The 18,023-nt window shown below is 69.7% G+C and carries 16 protein-coding genes and 1 pseudogene; 7 read left to right on the top strand and 10 right to left on the bottom strand.

Going from position 1 to position 18,023, the window contains the following annotated elements:
* Positions 1 to 4: 4 nt before the first annotated feature.
* From ACWDTP_RS21965 to ACWDTP_RS21950, 4 genes are read right to left on the bottom strand one after another with little or no spacing between them, the layout of a single operon-like run.
* Positions 5 to 790, bottom strand: coding sequence for an HpcH/HpaI aldolase family protein (locus ACWDTP_RS21965; RefSeq protein WP_450023615.1), 786 nt, complete (start codon positions 788 to 790; stop codon positions 5 to 7).
* On the bottom strand, positions 787 to 1,755 hold the full coding sequence (locus ACWDTP_RS21960; protein WP_450023613.1) for a zinc-binding dehydrogenase: 969 nt from the start codon (positions 1,753 to 1,755) through the stop codon (positions 787 to 789). Before ACWDTP_RS21960 ends, ACWDTP_RS21965 begins: the two co-directional genes overlap by 4 nt.
* Before the next feature lies 1 nt (position 1,756).
* Positions 1,757 to 2,977: a cytochrome P450 gene (locus tag ACWDTP_RS21955; RefSeq protein WP_450023611.1), complete on the bottom strand. Its 1,221-nt coding sequence runs from the start codon at positions 2,975 to 2,977 to the stop codon at positions 1,757 to 1,759.
* 7 nt (positions 2,978 to 2,984) lie between these two features.
* The gene (locus ACWDTP_RS21950) at positions 2,985 to 3,689 is read right to left on the bottom strand and encodes an NIPSNAP family protein (protein WP_450023640.1); all 705 of its coding nucleotides are present in this window, start codon (positions 3,687 to 3,689) and stop codon (positions 2,985 to 2,987) included.
* Between the two features lie 75 nt (positions 3,690 to 3,764).
* Here ACWDTP_RS21950 and ACWDTP_RS21945 point away from each other — a divergent pair, with 75 nt between their 5' ends.
* Both ACWDTP_RS21945 and ACWDTP_RS21940 read left to right on the top strand, forming a co-directional pair.
* Positions 3,765 to 4,616, top strand: a complete 852-nt coding sequence (locus ACWDTP_RS21945) for an SMP-30/gluconolactonase/LRE family protein (protein ID WP_450023609.1) — start codon at positions 3,765 to 3,767, stop codon at positions 4,614 to 4,616.
* Between the two features lie 9 nt (positions 4,617 to 4,625).
* Positions 4,626 to 5,428 (top strand): annotated as a pseudogene (locus ACWDTP_RS21940) (thioesterase family protein).
* A 99-nt stretch (positions 5,429 to 5,527) separates the two neighbouring features.
* On the opposite strand, the gene ACWDTP_RS21935 reads toward ACWDTP_RS21940, so the two are convergent.
* Positions 5,528 to 6,784: a cytochrome P450 gene (locus ACWDTP_RS21935; protein WP_450023638.1), complete on the bottom strand. Its 1,257-nt coding sequence runs from the start codon at positions 6,782 to 6,784 to the stop codon at positions 5,528 to 5,530.
* Between the two features lie 86 nt (positions 6,785 to 6,870).
* Between ACWDTP_RS21935 and ACWDTP_RS21930 the strand changes: the two genes are divergently transcribed.
* The 5 genes from ACWDTP_RS21930 to ACWDTP_RS21910 are packed head-to-tail and all read left to right on the top strand — an operon-like array spanning position 6,871 to position 12,901.
* On the top strand, positions 6,871 to 7,407 hold the full coding sequence (locus ACWDTP_RS21930; protein WP_450023607.1) for a TetR/AcrR family transcriptional regulator: 537 nt from the start codon (positions 6,871 to 6,873) through the stop codon (positions 7,405 to 7,407).
* A gap of 9 nt (positions 7,408 to 7,416) precedes the next feature.
* Positions 7,417 to 9,594 carry a glycoside hydrolase family 3 C-terminal domain-containing protein gene (locus ACWDTP_RS21925; protein ID WP_450023605.1) on the top strand — a complete coding sequence of 726 codons (2,178 nt, stop codon included), beginning with the start codon at positions 7,417 to 7,419 and terminating at the stop codon, positions 9,592 to 9,594.
* Between the two features lie 36 nt (positions 9,595 to 9,630).
* A complete protein-coding gene (locus ACWDTP_RS21920; RefSeq protein ID WP_450023603.1) occupies positions 9,631 to 10,770 on the top strand; it encodes a phosphotransferase in 1,140 nt (379 codons plus the stop codon).
* Between the two features lie 43 nt (positions 10,771 to 10,813).
* Positions 10,814 to 11,371: a TetR/AcrR family transcriptional regulator gene (locus ACWDTP_RS21915; protein ID WP_450023601.1), complete on the top strand. Its 558-nt coding sequence runs from the start codon at positions 10,814 to 10,816 to the stop codon at positions 11,369 to 11,371.
* A 45-nt stretch (positions 11,372 to 11,416) separates the two neighbouring features.
* Positions 11,417 to 12,901: an aldehyde dehydrogenase family protein gene (locus ACWDTP_RS21910; protein ID WP_450023599.1), complete on the top strand. Its 1,485-nt coding sequence runs from the start codon at positions 11,417 to 11,419 to the stop codon at positions 12,899 to 12,901.
* A gap of 71 nt (positions 12,902 to 12,972) precedes the next feature.
* Here ACWDTP_RS21910 and ACWDTP_RS21905 read toward each other — a convergent pair whose 3' ends face one another.
* The 5 genes from ACWDTP_RS21905 to ACWDTP_RS21885 form a co-directional block, all read right to left on the bottom strand.
* On the bottom strand, positions 12,973 to 14,001 hold the full coding sequence (locus ACWDTP_RS21905; protein WP_450023597.1) for a 2-hydroxyacid dehydrogenase: 1,029 nt from the start codon (positions 13,999 to 14,001) through the stop codon (positions 12,973 to 12,975).
* On the bottom strand, positions 13,998 to 15,311 hold the full coding sequence (locus ACWDTP_RS21900) for an MFS transporter (protein ID WP_450023595.1): 1,314 nt from the start codon (positions 15,309 to 15,311) through the stop codon (positions 13,998 to 14,000). Before ACWDTP_RS21900 ends, ACWDTP_RS21905 begins: the two co-directional genes overlap by 4 nt.
* 51 nt (positions 15,312 to 15,362) lie before the next feature.
* On the bottom strand, positions 15,363 to 16,139 hold the full coding sequence (locus ACWDTP_RS21895) for an SDR family NAD(P)-dependent oxidoreductase (protein ID WP_450023593.1): 777 nt from the start codon (positions 16,137 to 16,139) through the stop codon (positions 15,363 to 15,365).
* The gene (locus ACWDTP_RS21890) at positions 16,129 to 16,923 is read right to left on the bottom strand and encodes a triose-phosphate isomerase family protein (RefSeq protein WP_450023591.1); all 795 of its coding nucleotides are present in this window, start codon (positions 16,921 to 16,923) and stop codon (positions 16,129 to 16,131) included. The genes ACWDTP_RS21895 and ACWDTP_RS21890 overlap by 11 nt, the downstream gene beginning before the upstream one ends.
* Positions 16,920 to 18,023, bottom strand: a 1,104-nt coding sequence (locus ACWDTP_RS21885) for a DAK2 domain-containing protein (RefSeq protein WP_450023589.1), incomplete at its 5' end; no start/stop codon positions are given. The genes ACWDTP_RS21890 and ACWDTP_RS21885, both read right to left, overlap by 4 nt.

Genomic DNA, 18,023 nt, shown 5'->3' with positions numbered 1-18,023 from the left:
GTGCTCAGTGGTAACTCCTTTGTTCCTGGCCGCGTCCGGGTCCTCCGGTCGCGTCGCGGAGATGTTCGGTTGCCCCACGGCGCAGCGCCTGCGATTCCGAGGCCAGGGTGATCATCCGAAAACCCTCTGCGGCCATGGCTTTCCCGAGTGTTCCCGCGCCGGCATGGATCCCGGCGACGATGCCGGCGGCCCGGGTTGCGGACTGGATGGTCGCGACGGCTTCCCGGAAGCCCGGAGCGGCCCAGGCGTCGGCGGGCCGGATACCCATCGAGATGGCCAGATCCGCGGGCCCGACGTAGACCCCGGTCAGCTCGGGGACCGCGCAGATCTCGTCCGCGGCGTCGAGTCCGGGCCCGGTCTCGATCATCGCGAACACGCAGGCCCTGGCTTCGAGTGCGGCAGGGTCGTGGCCCAGGTCGGCGCGCAGCGGCCCGAAACTGCGGACTCCCCCGGGCGCGTAGCGGGTGGCGGCGACCGCCTGGGCCGCCTGTTCGGGGGTTTCCACCATCGCCACGATGACCGCGTCGGCACCGGCATCGAGTACCCGGCCGATCGGGGCCGGGTCGGCCGACGGCAGCCGCACCGCGGTGGCGATCGGGACCCGCTCGAGGCGGCGCAGCAACAGCGCGACGTCGGCATCGTCGAGATAGCCGTGCTGCACATCGAATCCGACGTAATGGTAGCCGGCGGCCGCGAACTCCTCGGGGCCGAGGATGGTCGGGCCGACCACCCAGCCGCCCCAGATCCGGTCGTGCTCGGCCAGCGCCCCCAACAGTCTGTTCGTGCTCATCGGGCGATCACGATCTTGACCCGGTCCGGTCGCGGACGGCAGGCCAGCTCGAAGGCCTCCGGCACCTCGTCGGTGCCGAACGTGTGCGTGACGTAGCGGGCCAGTAGGTCGGGATGCTCGCGGGCGAATTCTCCGGCGCGACCCAGCATCCGTCGACGGTCCATGGTGACACCGGATTTCAGGGTCAGGTTGTTGCGCAGCATGGTGCGCATGCTGATCGGGTAGCTGTCGTCGTCGGGCACCCCGAAGTAGAACACCGTGCCGCCGAACGCGGCGGCCTCCAGCGCGTGGTTGAGTGTGGCGACCTGGTGGCCGACCGCTTCGATGACGATGCCGGGTTTGTCGGCCGCGGCGAGGTGTCTGACCCAACGGTCGCTGGTCGCCCTGATCGTGGTGTCGACACCGAAGTGGGCGGCGAGCTGGGAGCGGTCCACCGGATCCACCCCCGTGACCCGGTCCGCGCCCGAAGCCTTTGCCACATAGGAGAACAGCAGACCGATCGAGCCCTGCCCGAGCACCGCGACGTGGCGGCCGGTGAGATCCGGCAGCTGCTCGACGGCGTACAGCACGCAGGCCAGCGGTTGCAGGCCGACGGCCAGCCGCGGGGTCAGCGCGGCGTCGTAGGGCACCAGGCCGTCACCGTCGGCGACCACCCGGGCCATCAGACCGTCGAAACCCGAGGCCCAGCCCACCACCCGATCCCCCGGCCGGTGATCGGGGTGGCGGCTGGCGAGTACCTCGCCGGCGATCTCGTGGATCGGGAAACCGTTCATCTCGGCCGCGCTCGGGCCGGTGTCGCCGGGCAGTTTGCCCTGGGTGCCCCGGAATCCGGGCAGATCGCTGCCGCAGATACCCGCCGCCAGGAAGTCGAGCAGGACCTGCCCGTCGGACAGCGACTCCGGCGTGGGTCCGGCGATGTCGGTGCGTTCGAAGGTGAACGGCGCGACGAGACGGTAGCTCCACATGTCACACCTGGACCGGGATGTTGTTCCAGCCCCACTGGAAACTCGACGGCGGGCGCGAGGCCGCGTCCTCATCGATGTGGTACTCCGGTACCCGTTTGAGCCACTCCTGGATCATGATGGTGATCTCCAGCCTCGCGACGTGCACGCCGAGGCAGAAGTGCTGGCCACGACCGAAGGACAACAACCGCTCGATCGGCCGGTTCCAGCGGAACCGGTCGGGATCGGGATACTCCCGCTCATCGCGCGCCGCCGAGGCCAGCAGCGTGATGACGCGTTGGCCGGGTTGGATGGTGGTGCCGCGAATGGTGTAGGGGCGCCGCACCGTTCGGGCGAACCACTGGGCGGGTGCGCCGTACCGGATGATCTCCTCGCGGGCCGTCGGCACGGTGGCGCTCGGATCGGATCGCACCTCGGCGAGTTGGTCGGGGTGCCGTGACAGCTGCCACAGGCCGGTCGCGGTGATCTTCGGGACCGTCTCGGTGCCGCCGATGAACACGCCAAGCATCTGCACGGCCGCCTCCGTGTCGTCGAGCCCGGAACCGTCGGGCAACCGGTGCCCGATCAGGCTGTCGGCGATCGGCGCACTGCCGTCGGCGCCCTCGGCGCGACGCCGCTCGACGATCGGGGTCAGATAGGACAGGTAGCCGGGCCGGGCGTTGCCGACCTCGACGCCCTCACCGAGTTGGGCGAGGCTTCCCGCGTTGACCGTGGCCAGCACCTCCGGCGCCAGATCGACCGGCAATCCGACGAATTCGCAGACCATCGCGGCCGCGACGATGCCCGCGTAGTCCTGGGTCAGGTCGAACCGGCCGAGCGGCAGCAGCTCGTCGAGACGCTCGTTGGCCAGGGCGCGGATCCGGTCGGCCAGCCTGGTCACCGACCGCGGCCGGAACTGCGCCGAGGTGCAGCGCCGCACGTCCTCGTAGATCGGCGAGTCGAAGTTGGCGTGAAACGGCATGGGATGCAACGGCGGATCGGGTACCGGGCCGTGGTTGCGGTGCGCCAGGACGTTGGCGGCGGGCAGCGTGCCCTCCGACGCCACGAAAGTCCCGTCGTTGACGCCGAGCACTTCCCAGATGTCGTCGAACCGGGACAGCGCGTAGGTGTCCCATTTGTCGATGTAGTGCACCGGGCAGTGGTCGCGCAGGGTCCGGTAGTACGGCAGCGGATCGGCCATCACCGCCGGATCGAACGGGTCATAGGTGAAGGACTGCTGATGCATCGCAGGCCTACTTCAGCGGTGACGGGGGCAGGGCCGCGAGGATGGAATCCTCCCAACCGTCGCGCAGCGCAGGCGCCACACTCATCCAGGTGACGATCTCCGCGGGCGGGCTGTCCTTCCAGGACGGGTAGTGGTTCTCGAAACAGTCCCAGTCCTCGTCGAGCGCCCAGTAGTGGATGACCTCGTTGAACCGGAACGTGGTGATGAACGAGCCCAGCCAGCGCTTACCGGTCGACTCCGACCACGGCACATAGAGCCGTTCCAGCTCCCGGATGTAGTCGTCCTGGCGTCCCGGCTTGGTCTGCATGATCTCCTGGATCACCAGACCGGCGCCGAATCCGGCCTCCCGCAGCTGCGCCAGTGTCCTGTTGTACTTGCCGGCGTACATGATCCGGCCCTCGCCTCGGGCGCCGATCTCGGCCAGATACGCCGCCCACCGCTGTGCGGGCTTCTCGTGGCTGCCACCGGCGGCCTGGGCCCGGCCGATCCGCGCGTAGTCGGCGAACGCGTCGATCTCCCAGATCACGGTCACCTGCGGCCAATGGCCGTTGTAGGGCGTGGTCTCCCACAGCGCGAACAGCCGCGCCCCGAGTTCGGCCATCATCGGCTGATAGATCTCGGTGAACGGACCGACGAACCGATCGGCCCGGCCAGAGCCGATGTCGATGGTCTCGTGCAGATACAGCAGGGTATGGCCGTAGAACTTCTTCATCCGGGCGCCCCGATGGTTGACAGTGACACCCTGCGAGCGTGACACTTGAGGCATGTTTTGTAAAGGTGCGTTGCGATGACGGTCGGAGCCGAACTGGTGCGGACCACCGAACTGGCCAACGGATTCTGTTTCGGCGAAGGCCCGCGCTGGTTCGAGGGCCTGCTGTGGTTCTCCGACATGCTCGGCGAGGCCGTGCACACGGTGAACCTCTCCGGCTCCATGACGACGCTGCCGGTACCCGGACATGCGCCCTCCGGCTTGGGTTTTCGGCCCGACGGGACGCTGCTGATCGTCTCCACCGAGCGTCGCCAGGTGCTGCGCTACGACGGTGACACGGTGGATGTGCTGGCCGATCTGAGCGATCTGGTTCCCGCCGCGCTCGGCGATATGGTGATCGACTCCGCCGGCCGGGCCTATGTCGGCTCGCAGGCCCGGTCGCACGGGACGATCGTGTGTATCGATCCCGACGACACCGTGCGGGTCGTCGCCGAACGCCTCGACTTCCCCAACGGTATGGCGATCACCCCGGACGGCCGAACCCTGATCGTGGCCGAATCGACGGGCCGCCGGCTGAGCGCCTTCACGGTCGCCGCCGACGGTGCGCTCACCGATCGCCGGGTGTTCGCCGAGAGACTCGACGGCCCGCCCGACGGCATCGCGATCGACAACGCGGGCGGAGTCTGGGCGGCGATGACGCTGGCGCACCAATTCGAGCGCATCGTGGAAAGTGGAGCCGTCACCGATCGCATCGACACCGGCGGGCGCACCGCGATCGCCTGCGCCCTCGGTGGCCCGGAGGGCCGCACGCTGTTTCTGGTCACCACCACCGACGCCTATCCGCAGCGGTTGATCGGCACCAAACTGTCCCGCGTCGAGGCGCTGCTGGTCGACGTGCCCGCGCCGGGCGTCTTCGAGCACGGCCACTGACCGGCCGCCATGTCGGATTGCTATTACGAGCCGATCGACACCGATCAGCTCGGCGAACGGTTCCGGGCCACCGATATGGTGGGGGCACCTGGTCGGCGGCCATCCAACACGCGGCCCCGGTCTCGGCGCTGCTGGTGCGTGCACTGGAGCGCTGCGAGCGCCGCGACGAGACCCGGTTGAGCCGGGTCGCGATCGATCTGATGGGTGGGGTGCCCTCCGAGGGCGATCTGTGGGTGCGCGCCCGGCTGGACCGGCCCGGCAGGAAGATCGAGCTGGTCAGCGCCGAGATGCTGGCCCCCGGCCCGGACGGCACACCGCGCACGGTGGCCCGCGCCAGCGGTTGGCGCATGCTGATGCTGGACACCACCGCCCTGCAACATGCCGCGGCTCCGCCGTTGCCGCCGCTGGAGCGGGCCCGCAGCCGCGATATGGCCAGGAACTTCGAGCCGAATTACGTGCACAGCATCGACTGGCGGTGGCTGACCGTGCCGCAGGCGCCGGGGCCGGGCGAGTCCTGGCTGCGGCCGACGGTCGACCTGGTCAAGGGCGAGGCCATGACGCCGCTGCAGCGGTTGTTCTGCGTCGCCGACGACGCCAACGGCATCGGCTCGAAGATCGACATCCGTCGCTGGACCTTCCTCAACACCGATCTCGTCGTACATATCCATCGGCTGCCCGACGACGAATGGATCGGCATCCGGGCCGACACCAATTACGGTCCGGACGGTATCGCCACCACGGTGGGAACGCTGTTCGACGCGGCAGGCGCCGTCGGCGCCATCCAGCAGTCGGTTCTGGTGCGCCCCCGCTGACGTTTCGTCCCCCACTTCTCCCGCGAGCAGACGCGAAAGTACCCGTCAGCGGCCATTTTCGGGTACCGGCGCGTCTGCTCGCGAAAGAACAGGACCCCGCTATCGGACGTGGGCGGGGACCCGCTTGATGCCGTGCACGAAGCTGCTGTGCAACAACTCCGGCTCACCGAACTCGGCGGTCTTGAGCCGGGTCAGCAACTCGCGGAACAGGTTTCTCAGCTCGGCCTTGGCCAGCTGATTGCCGAGGCAGAAGTGCGGCCCACCGGCCCCGAACCCGACGTGCGGGTTGGGTGAGCGGCTCAGATCGAACCGCTGGGCATCGGGGAACACCGACTCGTCGCGGTTGGCCGAACAGAAGAACAGCCCCACCTTCTCCCCCGCGCCGATCCGCTGACCACTGACCTCGACATCCTCGGTGGCGAACCGGGCGAACTGGATGACCGGGGTGGACCACCGGACAAACTCCTCGACCGCCGGTCCGATCCGGCCGTCGAAATCCGCCATCAGCCAGTCCCGTTGGTCCAGATTCGCCGCCAACGCCATCATCGCGTGGGTGGTGGCCTGCTTGGTGGTGTCGTTGCCCGCCGAGGCGAGCAGGATCAGGAACGCCCCGATCTCCTCGTCGGTCAGCCGGTGCCCGTCGACCTCGGCGTTGACGATGCTGGTCATCAGGTCGTCAGCGGGATTGGCGCGGCGGAACTTGGCCAGCTCCACTCCGGTTCCCGACAGCAGCATGATCTCGTTGATGGTGTCGGCGGCGCGTTCCTCGATGCTGGAGTACTCGTCGTCGCTCATGCTGAACAACTTCTCGGCGGCCGCGGCCAATGCGGGCTGATCGGCACTGGGCACGCCGAGCATGTCCGAGATCGTCCGCATCGGCAGCCGGGCCGAGCAGGCGTGCACGAAGTCGACGTCGCCGGCGCCGATGAGGTCGTCGACCACGGCGACGGCGTTGTCGTGGATCTGTGCCTCGATCCTGCGCACGTTGCGCGGGGTGAACGCCGAGGCGATCAGCCGGCGGTAGGTGGTGTGCTCGGGGGGATCCATGGTCAGGAAGAACGAGGCGAACCGCTGCACGTCGGCGGGCATCGGATCGAGAGCGACGCCTTGGGCCGAGGTGAACAACTCGGGGTGCTGGCTGGCGAACTGGATGTCGGCACGCCGGGTCAGCGCCCAGAAGCCGGGCTCGGAGATGTCGAACAGCGTCGGCAACGGCCGGTGCCAGGTCAATCCCTCGGCCGCCCGAAGCCGCGCGAACGTCTGGTCGCGCACGGCGAACGGCCGGCTCCAGAAATCGTGCGACGTGATGTCGTGCGGGCTGTGGTCGCGGGTCTGCGGGCTGCTGGCAACTGTCACGTGGAATCCCTCCTGCAGGGCGTCGGGCAACGCCGTCACACCATGTTCAGCGTGACAGTTTGTCGATAGTTTGTAAAGCTGTGAATATGTCCGGAACGTCGGCGCCCGATGACGGGAACAGCACGCGCGAGCGATTACTGGTCGCGACCGCCGAGGTGCTCGGCGACACCGGCGCGACGAAGCTCAGCCTGTCCGAGGTGGCGCTGCGGGCCGAGGTCTCCCGGCCGACGCTCTACCGCTGGTTCGCCTCCAAGCGCGAGCTGCTCGACGCGTTCGTGGCGTGGGAGCGCAGACGCTACGAGCGGGCCATCGCCGAGGCCTCCGCGGACCTGCCCGTCGCCGAGCGTCTCGACGCTGCGCTGCGCATCATCGTCTCCCACCAGCAGTCCTATCCCGGGCTGCGGATGGTCGCCATCGAACCCGAGCACGTCATCGGCCGGCTGGCACAGATCGTCCCGCTCATGCGCGACCGGCTGGAGCGGCTGGCCTGCGGGCCGGACGCCGCGCTGGCCGCGGCGACCGCGGTGCGGGTGGCGATCTCGCACTATCTGGTGCGCAGCGACGATGACGACGATTTCCTGTCCCAGCTGCGGCACGCGGCCCGGGCCAAGCAGGCTCGATAGCCTGGAGCGATGGCTGACATCTCCGGGCTGTCCATCGACCAGCAGGCCGCACTGGGCAGCGGCGCGACCTTCTGGACCACCAAGGCGGTAGGCGACCTGCCGGCCCTGGTGCTCACCGACGGTCCGCACGGTGTGCGCATGCAATCCGGCGGCGCCACAGACCATCTGGGCATCGGCAGCAGCGAGCCGGCGACCTGTTTTCCGCCCGCGGTGGGGCTGGCCCAGGCCTGGGACCCGGAACTGGTGCGCCGGGTGGGCGAGGCCCTTGGCGACGAGTGCCGGACGTTGGGCGTGCATGTGTTGCTCGGCCCTGGCGTCAACATCAAGCGCGACCCGCGGTGCGGGCGCAACTTCGAGTACTACTCGGAGGATCCGCTGCTGTCCGGGATCCTCGGCGCCGCATGGGTAGGCGGCGTGCAGAGCCGCGGGGTGGCGGCCTCGCTCAAGCACTTCGCGGTCAACAACGCCGAGCACGACCGGATGCGGGCCAGCTCCGACCTCGACGCCCGCACCCTGCGGGAGATCTACCTGCGCGCGTTCGAGCGGGTGGTCGGCGAGGCCGCCCCGTGGACGGTGATGTGTTCCTACAACCGCATCAACGGGGTGTACGCGACCGAGAACTCCTGGCTGCTGACCGAGTTGCTGCGCGACGAGTGGGGCTTCGACGGTGTGGTGGTCAGCGACTGGGGCGCGGTGCGCGACCGGGTGGCGGCGGTGGCCGCCGGGCTCGACCTGGAGATGCCTGCCACCGGCGGTGTCACCGACGCCGATGTGGTCGCGGCGGTGCACGCCGGTGCGCTCGATCCGGCCACCGTCGCGCGCGCCGCGGGCCGGGCGGCCCGACTGGTCACACGCACGATCGAAAACACCTGCAGCACAGCGTCGTTCGATGCCGATGTGCACCATCGGCTGGCCCGCGAGGCCGCCGCCCGGGCGATCGTGCTGCTCAAGAACGACGGCGACGTGCTACCCCTGGCCGCGTCGCGGCTGGCCGTCATCGGCCCGTTCGCCCAGACGCCGCGCTATCAGGGCGGGGGCAGCTCGCACGTCAACCCGACCCGCGTCGACATCCCGCTCGACGAGATCCGCCGGCTCGCGCCCGGCCACCAGGTGACCTACTCCCCCGACGCGGCGACCGCCGTCGCCGACGCCCGAGCCGCCGAGGCCGCCATCGTGTTCCTCGGCCTGCCCGCAGAGGCCGAATCCGAGGGTTTCGACCGCGAGCACATCGACCTGCCGGCCGAGCAGCTACAGCTGCTGCGGGCCGTCGTCGAGGCGCAGCCCCGCACCGTGGTGATCCTGACCCACGGCGGCGTGGTGCGCCTGGACGAGGTGGCCGATCTCGCCCCCGCCATCCTGGACGGCGCCCTGCTCGGGCAGGCGGGCGGCGGCGCGCTCGCCGACGTGCTGTTCGGGGTGGTCAACCCGTCGGGGCGGCTCGCCGAGACGGTGCCGGTGCGCCTCGCCGATGTCCCCGCGTATCTGAACTTCCCCTCCGAGCACGGTCACACCCGTTACGGCGAGCGGATTTTCGTCGGCTACCGCTGGTATGACGCCCGCGACCTTGCGGTCACGTTCCCGTTCGGCCACGGCCTGTCGTATACCCGGTTCGAGTACTCCGACCTGGACGTGTCCGCCGATCTGACGGTCCGGCTGCGGGTGCGCAACGCCGGCGCGCGGGCGGGCCGCGAGGTGCTGCAGGTCTATGCCGGGCTGCCCGGCTCCGCGGTGAGCAGGCCGCCGCGCTGGCTGGTCGGCTTCACCGACGCGATGCTCGCACCAGGCGAACACCGCGACGTCGAAATCCCGGTCAGCCGAACAGATCTCGCCTACTGGGCGGATCGCTGGCTGGTCGAGTCCGGCGACTACACCATCTCGGTGGGCGCGTCGAGCCGCGACCTGCGCCTGCACACGACGGTGCGCGTCGACGGCGACGAGACCAGGGCGCCGTTCACCGCGGAATCGCCCCTCGGCGAGATCCTGGCCGACCCCGCGGCCGCGCCGGTGGCCATCGCGGCGCTGCGTGACGCCGTACCCGGCGGCGGTGACGGGGCACTCGGCACCGATCTGCTGCAACTGGTCGCCTCGATTCCGGTGGGACGCCTGGTCGGATTCTCCGCGGGCCGGATCGGCCGGGACCAGCTCGACGCGCTGTTGGCCTCGGTGAACGCCGCGGCCCCGAATTGATATTTACAACTGAACCGATATTTGTAAACTTGGCGGATGCTGACGACGGCCGGCCGCGTGCCACCCGCCCTTGGTCTGGCCGCACACCTCGGGCGCGGTGTGCAACGCATCGCGACCGACGCCGCCGTCGGGCGGATACGCGCCATTCCCAGGGAGATCTCCGGCCTGGACGCGGCCCGGCTGTCGCGGCTGCTCGGCGCGCGGGTGACCTCGGTCCGGGTGATCGACGGCGACGCCGGAACCTCGTCGCGGGCCCGGTTGGCACTCACCGGCGACGGTGTGCCCGAATCGGTGTTCGTCAAGATGCCGGCCCGGACCGTCGGGACCCGGCTGGTCGGTGAGTTGGGCCGGCTCGCCCGCACCGAGGTGCGGTTCTACCGGCAGCTCGGGTCCGAGGTCAGCAACGTGCCCCGGCACCACGGCTCGGCGTTCGACCCGCTCACCGGGCGGTTCGTGCTGGTGCTGGAGGATCTCGCGGCACAGCGGTGCGAGTTTCCCGACACCCTGCATCCCCTGGACCGGGACCGGGCCGCACTGACGGTGGCCCTGCTGGCGCGGGTGCACGCCACGTTCTGGGGCCGCCTGCCCGCCCGCGGCGGCACCGGAGCGCTGGGCTGGCTGTACTCGGCGTCGGGCGACGACACCTCCCTGCTGACCGGGTCGCTGCTCAAGATGTCGAGCCGGCGCCTGGCCGAGCGCACCGACATCGGAGTACACGCCGGGCGGTTCATCGACGAGAACTACCGCCCCGCCGCCCGACTGCTCGACCGGCCGCCGCACACCGTGCTGCACGGCGACGCCCACCCCGGCAACCTGTACTTCCGCGGTGGTGCGGCGGGACTGTTGGACTGGCAGGCCGTGCGGCGTGGCCACCCGGGCCGCGAGCTCGCGTATACGCTGGTCACCAGCATGACCACCACCGACCGCCAGGCCACCGAGCGCGACCTGCTCGACGAGTACCGGTGTGCCCTGGCAGCGGCGGGTGGGCCGGGGCTCGACCCAGGCGACCTGTGGGACCGCTATCGGATGGGCGCCCTGTACGCCTACACCGCCGCGGTGATCACCGCGGGGCTGGGCGGCATGCAATCCGAGGACATCGCCCTGGAGGGGACCCGGCGCGCCGTCGCGGCGCTGGAGGACCTGGAGACTGTGGCGCTACTGAAGAAGACACTCTGATGGACCTACCATTTGATGAACCACCGACAACCGAGGCTTGGACGTGAACGAACCTGTACCCGCCGCACCGAACGGGCGGGTCGACGACAGCTCGACCCGCAACCGGATCCTGGTGGCGACGGCCGAGGTGCTCGGCCGCAGCGGGCAGACCAAGCTGAGCCTGTCCGAGGTGGCCCTGCAGGCGGGCGTCTCGCGACCCACGCTGTACCGCTGGTTCGCCGACAAGCAGGCCCTGCTCGACGCCTTCGGCCACTTCGAGCGGGATATGTTCGACAGTGGGATCGGGCGCGCGACCGCGGGCCTGCGCGGTACCGAAAAGCTCGATGCCGCACTTCAGTTCATCGCCCGCTATCAGCAGTCCTATTCGGGCGTGCGGCTCGTCGACATCGAGCCGGAAGTGGTGATCGCCCAACTCGCCGACATCATCCCGCTCATGCGGGTGCGCCTGCTCAAGCTGCTGTCCGGGCCAAACGCGCCGGTCAAGGCCGCCACCGCGATCCGGGTCGCGATCTCGCACTACATCGTGCGCAGTGATGACGGCGACCAATTCCTCGCCCAGCTGCGCCACGCCGTCGGCATCAGGCAGCCCGAATCGAACTGACCCAACGGGCTGACACCGCGACCGATTTTTGTAAAGCTGTTCGGCATGACTCAGGTGCAGGGCGAAAGCGGTGTGCTCGCCGGCGACGAGCGCATGCTCATCGACGGTGAACTCCAATACACCGACAGCGGTAGGACATTCGACGTCGTCCATCCGGCGACGGAGCAGGTCGCGGGCCGGGCCACCGACGGCACCGTCGCCGATGTCGAACGGGCGGTGGGCGCCGCACGGCGGGCCTTCGACGAGACCGACTGGAGCCGCGACGTCGAGTTCCGCCACCACTGCCTGATGCAGCTGCACGGCGCGCTGGAGGCCGACAAGGAGCGGCTGCGCCGGATCCTGGTGACCGAGGTCGGCTGCCCGGTCACCGTGACCGGCTCACAGATCGAGGACCCGATCGGCGAGGTCAAACACTGGGCCGAGCACGGCCTCGGCTTCGAATACCTGGTGGACACCGGCGTGCACGCCACTCAGCTGGGTCCGGCCAGGCGCAAGATCGTCTACGAGCCGGTCGGCGTGGTCGGCGCGATCACGCCGTGGAATGTGCCGTTCTACCTCAACATCGCCGAGACGGTGCCCGCGCTTATGGCGGGCAACACCGTGGTCCTCAAACCCGCGCAGCTGACCCCGTGGTCGGGCACCGAACTCGGCCGCATCGTCGCCGAACACACCGACATCCCGGCCGGGGTGTTCAACGTCGTGGTGTCCGACGCCAACGAGGCCGGGGCGGCGCTGTCGGCCGACCCGCGCGTCGACATGATCACCTTCACCGGGTCGACCGCGACGGGGCGGGCCATCCTGGCCGCCGGGGCCGCCACGGTCAAGAAGACCCTGCTGGAACTGGGCGGCAAATCGGCCCACATCGTGCTCGACGACGCCGACTTCGGCTCCGCGCTGCCGATCGCGGCGATGATGGCCTGTGTGATGAGCGGGCAGTCCTGCATCCTGCCCAGCCGGATCCTGCTCCCCCGCGGCCGCTACGACGAGGGCATCGAGATCCTCAAGGGGGCGATGGAGAATTTCCCGGTCGGCGACCCGTGGACCCCGGGCATCATGCAGGGTCCACAGATCAGCGCGACCCAGCGTGACAAGGTGCTCGGGCTGATCGCGTCCGGTGTCGATTCGGGGGCGCGGCTGGTCACCGGTGGCGGCGTTCCGGACGGCCTGCCCACCGGCTACTTCGTCGCCCCCACCCTGCTGGCCGATGTGGATCCCGACGCGCGGGTCGCCCAGGAGGAGATCTTCGGGCCCGTCCTGACCGTGACCCCGTACGACACCGACGACGAGGCCGTCGCGATCGCCAACAACTCGATCTACGGCCTGTCCGGCGAGGTCTCCTCCACCGACACCGACCGGGCGTTCGCGGTCGCCCGCCGGATCCGCACCGGCAATGTCACAATCAACGCCCGCAGCCACTTCGGGATCGACAGCCCGTTCGGCGGCACCAGACAGAGCGGGCTGGGCCGGCGCAACGGCGCGGAGGGCTTCAAGGAGTACTTCGAGTCCAAGACCATCGGGATGCCCGACTGAACCGGCGCCGAGACGACGGTTGTTGGCGGGAAAACGCCCAAATCCCGCCACAAACCGTAGTCTCGGCGGCTTTAGCCGACGCCGCGCCAGGTGGTCTCGTCGAGCGCTTCCCGGCCCAGTGCGGTGTCCGGGACCTCGCCGCGCGACACCGAGATGACCGCATCCATCACCGAATTCGACACGCTACGGGTGAAGTCCGCAGTCCAGCAGAGCGAATGCGGCGTGCAGATCACGTTGTCCATCGACAGCAGGGGCTCGTCGGGGGACGGCGGTTCGGGTTCGTAGACGTCGAGGGCCGCACCGGCGATGGCGCCCGAGCGCAATGCCTCGGTGAGGGCGGGCTGGTCCACCAGCCCACCCCTGGCGATGTTGACGAAGTAGGCGCTCGGCTTCATCGCGGCGAAGAATGACTCGTCGATCATGCCGCGGCTCTCGTCGGTGAGGGCCGCGGTGAGGACGACGAAATCCGATTGGGCGGCCAACGTCGCACGGTCGACGACGTCGATGCCCATCCGGTCGGCCCGCGGTGAGCTGCCCGATCTCGTGTTGGCGATCACCGCGGCCCCGAGCGGCGCCAGCATCTCCGCCAGTTCAGAGCCGACCGAACCGAAACCGACGATGCCCACGGTGCGGCCGTCCAGGCCGATACCGCGGTGCCGCCCGCGTTCGCTGGACCAGCGCCCGGTGACGGTCACGCGATGGTTCTCCACCAGGCGGTGCGCGCAGGCCAGCAGCAACGTCAGCCCGGAGAGCGCGAGCGGTTTGCGGACGGCGTCGCGGGTGGTGGTGAGGACGACACCTTCGCGCGCCAACGCCACCGGGTCGATTCCGTCGTAGCCGGCACCGAACCGTGCGACGTGCCGCAACCGGGGTGCCGCACGCACCAGCTCGGCGCTGAACGGGACGTGGGCGAACGAGATCACCGCGTCCACACCGGCCAGCGCCGCCGGATCGACCGGACCGTGTGCGGGGATGTCGGGCAGCAGCCGCCAGGAGATCCCGGCCCGCTCCAGCCGGTGCAGGCCGATGTCGCCGAAAATGGTCGACCCGGTTTCGTCGGCACCGTCGGCGGTGAGACCGACCACGTAGTCGTCGGTCATGCCGCCGCCTCGTGCACCGGCCGCCGCACCATGAACGCATAGAAGCAGGCGCCGAGGACGGCGATCACCCCCGAGATCACGAAGGACGGGGCATAGGAACCGGTCCGGTCGACGATCACACCCGTGACGACCGGGGCCAGCGCACCGCCGAAATAGCCGCCGAAGTTCATGATGCCGCCGAACTGGGCCGCGTGCGTATCGGGCACGATATCGCTTGTGAGCGCCCATGATTGAGCCTGCACCGCGGCGACCAGACCGAGCGCGGCGCACAGCACGACAAGCGCCAACGCGAGGTTGTGGACGAACGGAACGATGCACAGCAGGACACCGAGACCGGCCGAGCCGCCGATCAGGACCGTCTTCTTCGAGCCGATCGCGCTCATCCCGCGTCGGCGCACCAGCACGAGGGTGAGCCGACCCGCGTAGATACCGGTGACCGCGGCCGCCAGGTAAGGAATCGCCGCGACCCAGCCGGTCTTGGCGATCGAGACGTCGAGGGTGTCCTGCAGGAACAGCGGCAGGAACGTGATGAAGATGTTCCAGATCCAGATGGAACTGAAGAAGCCGAGCATCATGCCCCAGGTCTGGGGGTAGGTGAAGAACTTGATCCACGGCAGATGCGCTTTCGGCTGCGTCGTGTCATCGCGACCGGCGAGGATGTACTCGTATTCCTCATCGCTCAACCGCTTGGACGACTCCGGGGCGCGGTAGTAGGCCCAGAATGCCGCCGCCAGCACCAATCCCACCAGACCGATGATGAGGAACATCGCCCGCCAACCGAACGACAGCGACAGCACCGTCAGCACCGGAGGGGCGATCGCCGAACCCCATTTCGATCCGGAGTCCCAGATCCCCGCCGCCTGGCCGCGCTCCTCCCGGGGGAACCACGCGGTGGTGATCTTGCTGGAGTTCGGCGAATTGGGCGATTCGCCGACCCCCAGCAGGAACCGGAACGTCAGAAAGTGCGCCATGGTGTGGCCGACGGCCATCAGCGCGGTCGCGATGGACCAGATACCGACTGCGGCGAAGTACATCCGGCGCGCGCCCAGTTTATCGATCAGATAGCCGGCCGGCAGCTGGCAGACGGCGTAGGTCCAGGAGAACACCGCACCCATGAGTCCGATGTCGGTCTTCGACAGCCCCAGTTCGGCGATCATGTGCGGAGCGGCGATCGAGACCGACGAGCGGTCCATGTAGTTGAGGATGCCGGCCAGCAGCAGCCAGCCGAGGATCCAATACCGAAGATTCTTGACCTTCTTGGCGTCGCGCATGGTCCGCGCTTCGCTACGCGCCTTGATCTCTTGGGCCATGACACTCCTTTGTGCTGGGATGGGCCGTGCGGGAATGGATCACGTGCAGACTCAGTTGACGACGAGGCCGCCGTTGACGTTGTAGACGGCCGCGGTGATGAAACCGGCGTCCTCGGACAGCAGGAACTCGATCGTGGCGGCGATGTCGCGCGGGCTTCCGACCCGATCCACCAGCAGGCCGCCGATCATCTCGGCCTTGCGCTCCTCGGTGAGCGCGCCGCCCATGATGTCGGTGTCGATCGGGCCGGGAGAAACCACGTTGACGGTGACGCCGAACTTGCTCACCTCGCGCGCGACCGCGCGGCTGAAGCCGATCACCGAGGCCTTCGACGCCGAGTACGGCACCTTGCTGTAGGTGCCGCCGCCGAGCTGTGCGGAGGCCGACGACAGGTTCACCACCCGCCCGACGCCGCGGTCCACCATGCCGCGGATCGCGCGCTGGTTGACGACGAATGTGCCGGTGCTGTTGATGTCGAGCACCCGATTCCACTCCGCGAGAGTCACTTCCAGAAACGGAACCGGCGAGGCGACGCCCGCGGCATGAGCCAACCCGACCACCTGCGGCAGCTCCGCCTCGATCGCGGTGAACGCCCGATCGACCGAGGCGGGGTCGGCGATGTCGACGCCGTAACCCAGCACCGTCGTGGTGGTCTCCTTGTCGACCGCCCTGGCGAACTCGGTGACGGCCGCCTCGTCGATATCGAGCGCCGCGACGTGCCAGCCGGCCGATGCCAGGCGGCGCACCGTGACGCGGCCGATGCCCCGCTCCGAACCGGCGCCGGTGACGACTACCGTGCGCTCCGCGGGAAAAGCGTGTTCAACAGGCATGACGGTCCTCTTTCTGCGGTGAATTGGGTGGCGCCGCCGAAACCGGCACCGGGAGTGCGGCGACTTCCTCGACGGTCGCCCGCAGGGCCGCCACGTCGTGGGCGAAGCGGCCGAGGAACAACCCGTCGACCGCCCCCCGAAGACATGTCGCGGTCCCCGGGGCGGCGCCGCCGCCGTAGAGAATGCGTACCGGCCCACGATGTTTCGACAGGGCGGCCCGCAGCGCCTCGGCGACCAGGATGACGTGGTCGGCGGGTGCGGCCTGCGCCGCGCCGATCGCCCAGACCGGCTCGTAGGCGACGACGACGGGTGCATCGGGGATGGCGGACACGGCGTCGTCGAGTTGCCCGACGGTGTACTCGGCGGCGGCGCCGGGATCGGTCCGGGCCGCCTCGCCGACACACACCAGCGGCACCATGCCGTGCGCGGCCACCCGGCCGACCTTGGCCCGTACCGTCGCGTCGTCCTCCCCGAACAGGCTGCGCCGCTCGGCATGTCCGACCTCGACATAGCGGCAACCGAGTTCGGCCAAGGTCGCCGCGAGCACCTCGCCGGTCTGCTGGCCGGCATCGCTGGCGGCCACGTCCTGGGCGCCCCAGGCGATTCCGGTGCCTGCCAGCGTGGCCGCGGTCGATTCGAGCAACGGGAACGTCGGCAGCACAGCCAGTTCCACGTCGCCTGCCGCGGCGACCGGGCCGAGGGCAGCCACCTCGGCGACCCAGCGCCGGGTGTGTGCCGCGCCGAAATACGCTTTGGTGCTCACCGCCACGAGTGGCCCGCTCATGATGTCGTCGCCTGGTGGTGGCCCAGCAGTGCCTCGGCCACCGCGTCGATCAGCAGCGCCAACGACGTCGCGCCAGGGTCCGGGGTGCCGAGGCTCTTGTCCCCGAGCACCCGGGACCGGCCCCGCCGGGCCACCACGTCGGCCGTGCCGGCCGCCGCTGCCCGCGCGACCGCACTGGCCCGCGCGAACGCCTCGGCCGGGTCCAGATCCGCTGCGGCTCCGGCGAGTTCGTCGGTGACCGGGACCAGCACGTCGATCAGGGTCTTGTCGCCGACCTGGGCGCCGCCGACGGCCCGGACCCGGTCTGCGGCGTCGCGCAAACCGGCCACCAGGTCGGTAAACGACACACCGCCGTCCCGAGGCAGCCGGTCGGCCAATGCGAGCAACCCGACTCCCCACAACGCACCCGATGTGCCGCCGGCCCGGTCGGCCCAGGCTTCGGCACCGCGGGACACCACGGTCGGGGCGTCGCCGCCCGCGGTGACGGCGGCCCGCGCCTCGGCGAGCGCGGCGTCGACGCCCCGGCACATCCCGCGGCCGTGGTCGCCGTCCCCCGCCACCGCGTCGAGCCGGCCGAGTTCGTCCTCGTGCTCGTGCAACGCCACGGCCGCGGCCTCGAACCCGGCCAGGGCGAGGGCGCCTGCCGCCGCACCGGACGGCCCGGCGGGAATCACCTGCGGGAGTTCCGCATCGGCGGTTTCCACGGTTTCCAGGGCCCCGGTCAGGGCGGGCAGACTCGCCGTCGCGGTGCGGCGGAAGGCCGGCGTATCGGCCGGGGCCAGCCAGAGCCGTTCCAGCTCGTCGTCGAGCCAGCTGACGGTCAGCGAGCAACCGGCCATGTCGAGGCTGGTGACCAGCTCGCCCACCTCCGGCGCGACCAGGTGCATGCCCGCACGTTCGAGCCGGGTCGCGACCCCGCGCCACAGCACGAACAGCTCCTCGTACTTGACCGTACCCAGCCCGTTGAGTACGGCGGCTATCCGATCGCCCGCCCCGGCCGGGCGTTCGGCGAGCACGCGCCGCACCAGCTGATCGGCGAGCTCGTCCGCGGACGGTGCGGGCTCCTCACCGATGCCCGGTTCACCGTGGATGCCCAGGCC

The sequence above is a fragment of the Mycobacterium sp. NPDC003449 genome (assembly GCF_053588415.1).
The sequence above is the reverse complement of the archived record's forward strand: the minus strand, read 5'-3'. Positions and strand labels throughout refer to the sequence as shown.

Excerpts from the sequence above, each read along its gene's own strand:
- ACWDTP_RS21965 (WP_450023615.1), bottom strand. The coding sequence starts at position 790 with ATGAGCACGAACAGACTGTTGGGGGCGCTGGCCGAGCACGACCGGATC.
- ACWDTP_RS21920 (WP_450023603.1), top strand. The coding sequence starts at position 9,631 with ATGCTGACGACGGCCGGCCGCGTGCCACCCGCCCTTGGTCTGGCCGCA.
- ACWDTP_RS21960 (WP_450023613.1), bottom strand. The coding sequence starts at position 1,755 with ATGTGGAGCTACCGTCTCGTCGCGCCGTTCACCTTCGAACGCACCGAC.
- ACWDTP_RS21905 (WP_450023597.1), bottom strand. The coding sequence starts at position 14,001 with ATGACCGACGACTACGTGGTCGGTCTCACCGCCGACGGTGCCGACGAA.
- ACWDTP_RS21950 (WP_450023640.1), bottom strand. The coding sequence starts at position 3,689 with ATGAAGAAGTTCTACGGCCATACCCTGCTGTATCTGCACGAGACCATC.
- ACWDTP_RS21955 (WP_450023611.1), bottom strand. The coding sequence starts at position 2,977 with ATGCATCAGCAGTCCTTCACCTATGACCCGTTCGATCCGGCGGTGATG.
- ACWDTP_RS21895 (WP_450023593.1), bottom strand. The coding sequence starts at position 16,139 with ATGCCTGTTGAACACGCTTTTCCCGCGGAGCGCACGGTAGTCGTCACC.
- ACWDTP_RS21930 (WP_450023607.1), top strand. The coding sequence starts at position 6,871 with ATGTCCGGAACGTCGGCGCCCGATGACGGGAACAGCACGCGCGAGCGA.
- ACWDTP_RS21925 (WP_450023605.1), top strand. The coding sequence starts at position 7,417 with ATGGCTGACATCTCCGGGCTGTCCATCGACCAGCAGGCCGCACTGGGC.
- ACWDTP_RS21890 (WP_450023591.1), bottom strand. The coding sequence starts at position 16,923 with ATGAGCGGGCCACTCGTGGCGGTGAGCACCAAAGCGTATTTCGGCGCG.
- ACWDTP_RS21945 (WP_450023609.1), top strand. The coding sequence starts at position 3,765 with ATGACGGTCGGAGCCGAACTGGTGCGGACCACCGAACTGGCCAACGGA.
- ACWDTP_RS21900 (WP_450023595.1), bottom strand. The coding sequence starts at position 15,311 with ATGGCCCAAGAGATCAAGGCGCGTAGCGAAGCGCGGACCATGCGCGAC.
- ACWDTP_RS21910 (WP_450023599.1), top strand. The coding sequence starts at position 11,417 with ATGACTCAGGTGCAGGGCGAAAGCGGTGTGCTCGCCGGCGACGAGCGC.